The 7768-nt window shown below is 71.5% G+C and carries 8 protein-coding genes and 1 pseudogene; 5 read left to right on the top strand and 4 right to left on the bottom strand.

Translation table 11 applies throughout. From position 1 onward, the window contains the following. Positions 1-49: 49 nt before the first annotated feature. Together HKK72_RS21130 and HKK72_RS21125 are read left to right on the top strand one after the other, a co-directional pair. Positions 50-1738, top strand: coding sequence for an AMP-binding protein (locus tag HKK72_RS21130; protein ID WP_187236133.1), 1689 nt, complete (start codon positions 50-52; stop codon positions 1736-1738). Then, positions 1735-2526 carry a TIGR03084 family metal-binding protein gene (locus tag HKK72_RS21125; RefSeq protein ID WP_187236132.1) on the top strand — a complete coding sequence of 264 codons (792 nt, stop codon included), beginning with the start codon at positions 1735-1737 and terminating at the stop codon, positions 2524-2526. The genes HKK72_RS21130 and HKK72_RS21125 overlap by 4 nt, the downstream gene beginning before the upstream one ends. Before the next feature lie 21 nt (positions 2527-2547). Here HKK72_RS21125 and HKK72_RS21120 read toward each other — a convergent pair. Then, positions 2548-2754, bottom strand: a pseudogene (locus HKK72_RS21120) (macro domain-containing protein); the annotation flags it as partial. A gap of 116 nt (positions 2755-2870) precedes the next feature. On the opposite strand from HKK72_RS21120, the gene HKK72_RS21115 reads away from it, so the two are divergent. The 3 genes from HKK72_RS21115 (at position 2871) to HKK72_RS21105 (ending at position 5208) form a co-directional block, all read left to right on the top strand. Then, positions 2871-4097 (top strand): aminoglycoside phosphotransferase family protein, encoded by a 1227-nt coding sequence (locus HKK72_RS21115; protein WP_222720946.1) that lies wholly within the window; start codon positions 2871-2873, stop codon positions 4095-4097. Between the two features lie 87 nt (positions 4098-4184). Then, positions 4185-5060, top strand: coding sequence for a crotonase/enoyl-CoA hydratase family protein (locus HKK72_RS21110; RefSeq protein ID WP_187236131.1), 876 nt, complete (start codon positions 4185-4187; stop codon positions 5058-5060). A gap of 4 nt (positions 5061-5064) precedes the next feature. Further along, positions 5065-5208 (top strand): hypothetical protein, encoded by a 144-nt coding sequence (locus HKK72_RS21105; protein ID WP_187236130.1) that lies wholly within the window; start codon positions 5065-5067, stop codon positions 5206-5208. A 4-nt stretch (positions 5209-5212) separates the two neighbouring features. On the opposite strand, the gene HKK72_RS21100 is transcribed toward HKK72_RS21105, so the two are convergent. From HKK72_RS21100 to HKK72_RS21095, 3 genes are read right to left on the bottom strand one after another with little or no spacing between them, the layout of a single operon-like run. Further along, a complete protein-coding gene (locus HKK72_RS21100; protein WP_315987365.1) occupies positions 5213-5920 on the bottom strand; it encodes a cytochrome d ubiquinol oxidase subunit II in 708 nt (235 codons plus the stop codon). 9 nt (positions 5921-5929) lie between these two features. Continuing rightward, entirely contained in the window at positions 5930-6277 is a 348-nt protein-coding gene (locus HKK72_RS41200) for a cytochrome d ubiquinol oxidase subunit II (protein WP_261987022.1), read from the bottom strand. Continuing rightward, the gene (locus tag HKK72_RS21095) at positions 6274-7707 is read right to left on the bottom strand and encodes a cytochrome ubiquinol oxidase subunit I (protein ID WP_187236129.1); all 1434 of its coding nucleotides are present in this window, start codon (positions 7705-7707) and stop codon (positions 6274-6276) included. The genes HKK72_RS41200 and HKK72_RS21095 overlap by 4 nt, the downstream gene beginning before the upstream one ends. Positions 7708-7768 lie beyond the last annotated feature (61 nt).

Below are 7768 nucleotides of genomic sequence, written 5' to 3'. Positions count from 1 at the left end.
AGTTCGATCAGGCACGGGCTAGATTCGATTTCCCCGACAAGGAGATCCATTGCGCCAACTCGACCTGGCGGGCCTGCATGAGGCGATCGCGGCGGCCGTACCCGACCGGGAGTGCCTGGTCTGGCGGGACCGGCGGCTGACCTGGCATGAGGTGACCGAGCGGACCCGGCGGCTGGCCCGGGTGCTGCATGCTCATGGGCTCGGGACACGGAGCGGTTCCCGTCAACCGTGGACGTCTGCCCACGACCATCTCGCTCTCTATCTGCACAACGGGCCGGAGTATCTGGAGGGCCTGCTCGCCGCGCACAAGGCGAGGGTCGCCCCGTTCAACGTCAACTACCGGTACGTCGACGACGAGCTCGCCTACCTGTTCGGCGACGCCCGCCCGGCCGCGATCATCTACCACGCCCGCTTCGCCGAGCCGCTCAGCCGGATCCTCGACCGGCTGGAACGGTCCCCGTTGCTGCTGTTGCACGTCGCCGACGAGTCCGGCGCGCAGCCGTTGCCGGGCGCCCTCGACTACGAGGCGGCGCTCGCCGCCGCCTCAACCGAGCCGCTGGACGTCCGCCCGAGCGCGCATGATCTGCACATCCTCTACACCGGTGGCACGACCGGCATGCCCAAGGGCGTGCTGTGGCGCATCGGCGACCTGCTCAACGGGCCGCTCGGGCTGCGGCGGCGGGACGGCACCCCGATCACCGACCTGGCGGAGGCCGTCGAGCCGGCACTGGCCGCACGGCATCGGGTGCTGATCGCACCGCCGCTCATGCACGGCACCGGGACGTGGTCGGCGCTCGGCGGATGGCGTAGCGGCGCCACCGTGGTGATCCCGGATCGGGTGGACCGGCTGGACGCCGGGAACCTGCTCAGCGTCGCCTCCCGCGAGCGGGTGACCCGGTTGACCATCGTGGGCGACGCGTTCGCCCGGCCGATCGCCGACGAGCTCGGCGACGGATCCGGCTCCTACGACCTCTCGGAGCTGCGGCAGATCCTCAACTCGGGAGCGAGCATCAGTCCCCAGGTCAAACAGCGGCTGCTGGCCGCCCTGCCGACCATGCGGATCACCGATGTCCTCGGGTCGTCCGAGAGCGGCTTCCAGGTCGCCCGCCAGGGCGCCGAGGACCTGCCCTTCACCGCGGCGCCGGGCACGGCCGTGCTCAGCGCCGACCGCACCCGCGTGCTGACACCCGGCGAGGACGAGCTCGGCTGGCTGGCCAAGACGGGCGCGACCCCGCTCGGTTATCTCGGCGACCCGGAGAAGACCGCCGCCACGTTCATCACCGTCGGCGCGCAGCGGTTCGTCGTCGCCGGCGACCGTGCGCGGCTGCTCGCCGACGGCACCGTCGAGGTACACGGCCGGGAGTCCACCACCATCAGCACCGGTGGCGAGAAGGTGTTCGCAGAGGAGGTCGAGAACGTGCTGCGCGGCGTGCCCGGCGTGGCGGACGCACTCGTCATCGGCCGCCCGAGCGAGCGGTGGGGCCACGAGATCGTGGCGGTCGTCCGCCTGTCGGCCGACCGCACCGAGGACGAACTCCGCTCGGCGTGTGCCCCCTATCTCGCCCGTTACAAGCTGCCCAAGGCGTTCCTGCGCACCGACCGCATCCTGCGCCTGGCCAACGGCAAGGCGGATTACGCGGTGGCCCAGGCGATCGTGGCCTCGGCCACGAACACCACCAACGCGGCCGCCAATGCCAACGCCGCCGCCAGCACCGCCACCGCGGAGGAGACCACGTGACCGACATCCAGCCGCTGCTCGATGCCTTGAACGCGGAGGGTGAGGAGCTCGACGGTCTCGTCGCTCCGCTCGACGCCGATCGATGGACGCTCGCCACTCCGGCCGAGGGCTGGACGGTCGCGCACCAGATCTCCCATCTGGCGTGGACCGACCGACTGGCGATCATCGCCGCGACCGACCCTGACGCCTTCGGCGAGCTGCTCGCCGAGGCGACCGCGAGTCCACAGGAGTACGCCGACGCGGGTGCGCGGGAAGGGGCGGGCGAGGAGCCGGGACGGCTGCTCGAACGCTGGCGGACCGGGCGGCGGAAGCTGGCCGAGGTGCTGGCCGCCGTCCCCCACGGCACGAGGCTGCCCTGGTTCGGACCGCCCATGGGCGCTCCATCGCTGGTCACGGCACGGCTCATGGAGACCTGGGCGCACGGCCAGGATGTCGCCGAGGCACTCGAGGTGAAACGCGAGCCCACCCAGCGGCTTCGGCACGTCGCTCATATCGGGGTGCGCACGCGCGACTTCGCGTTCCGCATCCGTGGTCTCCCCCCTCCCGCCGAGGAGTTCCGGGTGAGCCTGTCCGCGCCGGACGGCGCCACCTGGACGTGGGGCCCGGCGGACGCCGCCCAGTCGGTCACCGGGCCCGCCCTCGACTTCTGCCTGCTGACGACCCAGCGGCGGCACCGGGCCGACCTGAGCCTGACGGCCACCGGCGAGGACGCCGAGCGCTGGCTGGACATCGCGCAGGCCTTCGCCGGGTCACCCGGGCCCGGCCGGAAGCCGCTGAGCGGGGGCTGACCGGCGGTCGGCGCAGCGTGGTCAGGAGGCCGCGAGCGCGTCCTCGAAGGCGCTGTGCACGTCTGCCGTGAACAGTACGAAACGTACGTCCACCACACTGGTGGCGGTCGCCTTGACCGTGGTGACGGCGATCCGTGCGGCGTCGTCGACCGGCCAACCGTAGATCCCGGCCGACACGGCGGGGAAGGCCACCGACGCCGCGCCGAGCTCATCGGCGACCCGCAGCGACTATTGCGGCATCGCGGGCTCGGGTTCATCGCCGACACGCGGCATCGCGAGCGGCCGAACCCTCGCCGGTGGATATTCGGTCGCACCGCACCGTGGTGCGGCCTCAGACTGACGCCATGAGCCGTACGGTGAGCGCGATGGTCACCCGGGATGGCGAGTATCTCGGGGCCATCGGACCATTCGCGGTGAACGTCGCGTGGTGGTCTCAGGTCGAGCCGGTCGTGACGCACCTCCGGCGGGTGCTCGGCGTACCCGTGCTGGTGGTGCGGCTGCTGCACGTACAGGGCGGAGACGGCGCCCGCGACGGCCACGTCACCTACCACGTCGAAGCGCTGGAGCGGCCCGCGCCGGGCCTCCTGGCCGAGACCTCCGCCGGCGACGATGCCGAGGGCCGCGCCGGTTCCCGCGCGTGGTTGACCGAGTCTCACGAGCTGCGTTCGCCGTGGGCGCGGGTGGAGGGTCTGCGCGAGATCCTGGGCTGGGCCTCCGGCGTCCTCGCAGCCGCTGGCCGCCCGGTGACCGGTGCGGTCGAGCAGTACCGGACCTGGAACCTCGCCGGCCTGTTCCGCCTGCCCACGGCGCGGGGACCGGTATGGCTGAAGACCACGCCGGCCTTCGCGGCCGACGAGGTGAGCGTCATCGCGGCGTTCGCCGCGGTCGATCCGGGGCTCGTTCCCGTGCTCATCGCAGCGGGGGAACGGCGGATGCTGATGGAACACCTTCCGGGGGAGGACTGCTGGCACGCGCCCGCCGGCATCATCGCGAGCGGCGTCGACCGCCTCGTGGCGGCGCAGGCCGCCGTCGCCGCGCTCTCGGCCGGATGCCCGGCCGGACTGCGCGACCGGCGCGCGCCCGTACTCGCCGACCAGATCCGCGAGCTCCTCGACGGCGACGCGGTGGCGGAGCTGACCGCCGAGGAACTGGCCGAGGCACGCGCGCTCGCCGACCGGTGGCCCGCGCTGCAGGACTGCGGCCTGCCCGACACGATCGTGCACGGCGACTTCCACCCGGGCAACATGCGCAGCGACGGCGGCCAGCCGGTGCTGTTCGACTTCGCCGACGCCTTCTTCGGCAACCCGGTGCTGGACGGGCTGAGGCTGCGGGACTACCTGCCCCCGGCCGAGCGGCCGGCCGCCGCCCGCGCCTGGATCAGCGCCTGGTCGACCCACGTCCCCGGCTGCGACCCGGCCCGCGCCCTCGCCGTCGGCGAACCGCTCGCGCATCTGGCCTACGCCGTCCGCTACCAGGAATTCCTCGACGGCATCGAACCCGATGAGATGATCTACCACCTCGGCGATCCCGCCGCCGTCGTCCGTAGCGCACTCCGCTGCGCACGGGTGTGAAGACCGGCACGGACCGCACCGCATGCCGCAAAGGCGCGGGCTCTGCGGGTGAGGGGTCCGGCGCCGGCCCGACCTGGGAGGCACCGCATGACCGACCCCGGATGGCAGACGATCCGGTACGAGACCTGCGACCGTAAGGCGTATCTCACGCTGAACCGCCCGGACCGGATGAACGCGATCAACGAGGACATGGCGCGCGAGCTCCCCAAGGCCGTCGAGCGGGCCGACGAGGACCCCGACGTGCACGTGATCATCCTGCAGGGGGCCGGGAGGGCGTTCTGCTCCGGCTACGACCTGAAGGAGTACGCCGAGGACGGGGCCGGCACCCAGGACGCCGTCTGGGATCCGATCAAGGATTACCGGATGATGAAGCGCAACACCGACGACTACTTCTCGCTGTGGCGCTCGATGAAGCCCACGATCGCGAAGGTCCACGGGTACGCGGTCGCGGGCGGCAGTGACATCGCGCTGTCCTGCGACCAGGTGATCATGGCCGACGACGCCCGGATCGGCTACATGCCCGCCAGGGTGTGGGGCTGCCCGACCACGGCGATGTGGGTCTACCGGCTCGGCGCCGAACGGGCCAAGCGGATGCTGTTCACGGGCGACACCATCGACGGCAGGCAGGCCGCCGAGTGGGGTCTGGTGCTGGAATCGGTCCCGGCCGGCGAGCTGGACGCGGCGGTGGAGAGACTCGCCGACCGGATCGCCGGCGTCCCGGTCAACCAGCTCGTGATGCAGAAACTCATGATCAATCAGGCGTACGACAACATGGGCCTGCAGGGCACCCAGATCCTGGCGACCCTCTTCGACGGCATGACGAGGCACAGTCCCGAAGGCCGCTGGTTCCAGGCCTTCGCCGCCACCCACGGCTTCCACGAGGCCGTGAGATGGCGCGACTCGGGCCGGTGGATCCCCGAGGGCGGCGGCCCCGTTCCGACCGAGTCCGATCTGGAGGGATGACACCATGGCGGCCCGGCTCACTCGTTCGCATCGGCCGGCCGACACCTCGCTGCCGGTCATCGAGTCGACCCCCGGAGACGTGCTGCGCCAGGCCGCGGCGGCGGCAGGCGACCGGATCGCACTGGCCGAGGCGGCTCCGCACTCATGACGTTTCAGCGCCCCTGTTCGGCTCGCTGGAAGAGCACATAGAGCCATGTCAGGGACGGGACGAGCACGATCGCGCCGAGACCGAGCGACCAGAACACGACCTGCAGCACCGCGTCATGGGCGGCGGCTCCGTCGAAGTCGAGGCTGCTCAGCGCGGCGGCGCCCCACAGGACCGACGCCGCCGCCAGCGCCGCCGTCACACGTACGGCCAGATAACGGCGCACGACCAGAAGCCCCAGCGAGACCAGGCCGGCGGCGGCCGAGAGCGTGATGAGCGGGGACCGCACGTCGAAGAAGGCGCCGCCGGGGAGCGCGAGCATGCCCATGGCCACGCCGGCGGTCAGTGCGCATCGCCGGAACCACTCCGTCGCCTCGCTCCCGGCCAGCCGGCGCGCGTCGGCGGTGAGATAGACGGCGGCGAGATAGCCGCAGAGCCCGGTGCACAGCAGACCGGCGTAGACACCGGACGGGCTCAGCCAGCTCGCCCCGCCGGCGGCGATCGCACCGGCGACGGCTCCCATGCAGTACGGGGTGAGCAGCGACGAGACACCGAAGGCCCACGCGTACCAGCGTCCGTCGGGCAGCGCCTTCGCGAACACGAAGGCGCTGCCGCGCACGACGATGCCGAGCGCGGCGAGCGACAACGGCACCCAATGTGCGGTCATGATCGAGGCGAAGACCGGCGGGAACGCCGTCCAGGTCATGACCATCACGAAGATCAACTAGACGTGGTTGGCCTCCCACACCGGCCCCATCGCATGCTCGATCACATCCTGCTCCGCCCCGTTGCGATCCACCGCCTTCCGGCCCGCCACGTTGTCATCCGCCGCGACCTGGTGCGCCACGTTCTCGTGCGCGATGTTCTGGCCCGCCACGTTCTGGCCTGCTGCGTTCTGCTGCGCGCCGACGACCGCGAGATCGGCCCTCCCTGTACGTGATCTCGCCGTGGCTCGCGCGCGGCGGCGGGCGAGCAGGTGCCAGAGCCCGGCTCCGAAGTCGGCCCCGCCGAACAGCAGGTACGCCGACAGCCCGACCAGGATGAGCCCGACCGCCACATCCGCTCGGCTCATGACCCCGGGCCCTCCCCCGCGTCGCCCGCATCCTTCGCCGTGATCATGCAGTTGTTCCCGCCACCGGCGCCGGGAACAACTGCATGATCACGTGCGGCGGTGGGCTCGCGGCGCATCCGGCGGAGGACGCTGATGGTGGCGGCGGCGAGCGCGGCGTAGACCGCCAGCACGATGTAGAGGCCGAACCGGAGCCCGGGTGAGGGGTTGACCGCCTCCGTGGTGCGCATGACGCCGTACACGATCCATGGCTGCCTGCCGACCTCCGTGACGGTCCAGCCGGCCTCCATGGCGATGGCGGCTCCGACCCCCGTCAGGGTGGCGGCGCGCAGGAGCCACGGAGACCACCGGGTCGGCGCCGCCGCGCCGGAGGTGCCACGCCCGCGCCGTCCCGGCATCAGGTGCCGATGGCTCCACGCCCACCAGAAGGCGAGCGCGAGCAGGGCGACACCGATACCGATCATGAGCTGGTAGGCGATGTGGACGACCGCGTCCGGCGGCCGCTCCTCCACGGGCCAGGCGTCGAGCCCTCGCAAGGTGGCGTCCGGGTCGAAGCGGAGCATGACCGACAGCGCGTTGGGGATCTCGAGTACGCCGACCTTCAGCGGCACGCCCGCCTCGGTGTGCTCGATGCCCTCCATCGCGGCGAACTTGATCGGCTGACGGTCGGCGACGAACCGGACCGCCCAGTCGCCGACGATCACCTGCAGCGGAGTGAGCACGGCGCCCAGCGTGAACGGGATCGCGAACCCGAGGCGGTGGTAGCGGTCGACGATCCCGCGCCGCCGGTCCCGGAGCAGCGCGACCGCGTAGACGGACGCCACGACGAACGAGCACACCATGAGCGAGGCGGGGATCAGATGAGCCGCCTGCGGCGGGGTGGCGGGATTGAACATCGCGGCGAGCGGGCGTACGTCGGTGACCTTTCCGTCGACCAGCCGAAAGCCGCGCGGCTGGTTCATCCACGCGTTGACGGTCACCACGAAGAAGGCCGAGAGCAGGCCGGACAACACGATCGGGACGCCCGTGAGCAGGTGGACCCTCGGCGGCAGCCGGTCGCGTCCGTACAGGTAGATGCCGATGAAGATGGCCTCGATGAAGAAGGCGATGCCCTCGAGGGCGAAGGCCGCGCCGAACACCTGGCCGTAGGTGTCCATGAACCGGGGCCACAGCGTGCCCATCTCGAACGACAGCACCGTGCCCGAGACGGCGCCGACGGCGAAGAGCACGCCCGTGGCCTTGGCCCAGCGCTGCGCCAGTTCGCGGTAGACGGCGTCTCCGGTGCGAAGTGCGCGCCAGTCCGCGAGGAGCGTGAGCGCGGGGAGGCCGATGCCGATGCTCGCCAGGACGATGTGGAAACCCAGGGTGAAGGCCATCTGAGTGCGGGCGGCGGCGAAGTCGGCAGGAGCCGCGCCCACGGCGAGGAGGTCCATGAGCGCATCGTACTACTACAGATCGTAGTACTACGTTTCGTCGTACTACTTCCTGTGGTCC

It is taken from the genome of Actinomadura sp. HBU206391 (genome assembly GCF_014323665.1).
Classification (GTDB): Bacteria; Actinomycetota; Actinomycetes; order Streptosporangiales; family Streptosporangiaceae; genus Actinomadura_C.
This window is presented reverse-complemented; position numbering and strand designations above follow the sequence as displayed.

Coding starts and splice junctions, on each gene's coding strand:
- HKK72_RS21115 (WP_222720946.1), top strand. CDS start 2,871: ATGAGCCGTACGGTGAGCGCGATGGTCACCCGGGATGGCGAGTATCTC.
- HKK72_RS21110 (WP_187236131.1), top strand. CDS start 4,185: ATGACCGACCCCGGATGGCAGACGATCCGGTACGAGACCTGCGACCGT.
- HKK72_RS21105 (WP_187236130.1), top strand. CDS start 5,065: ATGGCGGCCCGGCTCACTCGTTCGCATCGGCCGGCCGACACCTCGCTG.
- HKK72_RS41200 (WP_261987022.1), bottom strand. CDS start 6,277: ATGAGCCGAGCGGATGTGGCGGTCGGGCTCATCCTGGTCGGGCTGTCG.
- HKK72_RS21095 (WP_187236129.1), bottom strand. CDS start 7,707: ATGGACCTCCTCGCCGTGGGCGCGGCTCCTGCCGACTTCGCCGCCGCC.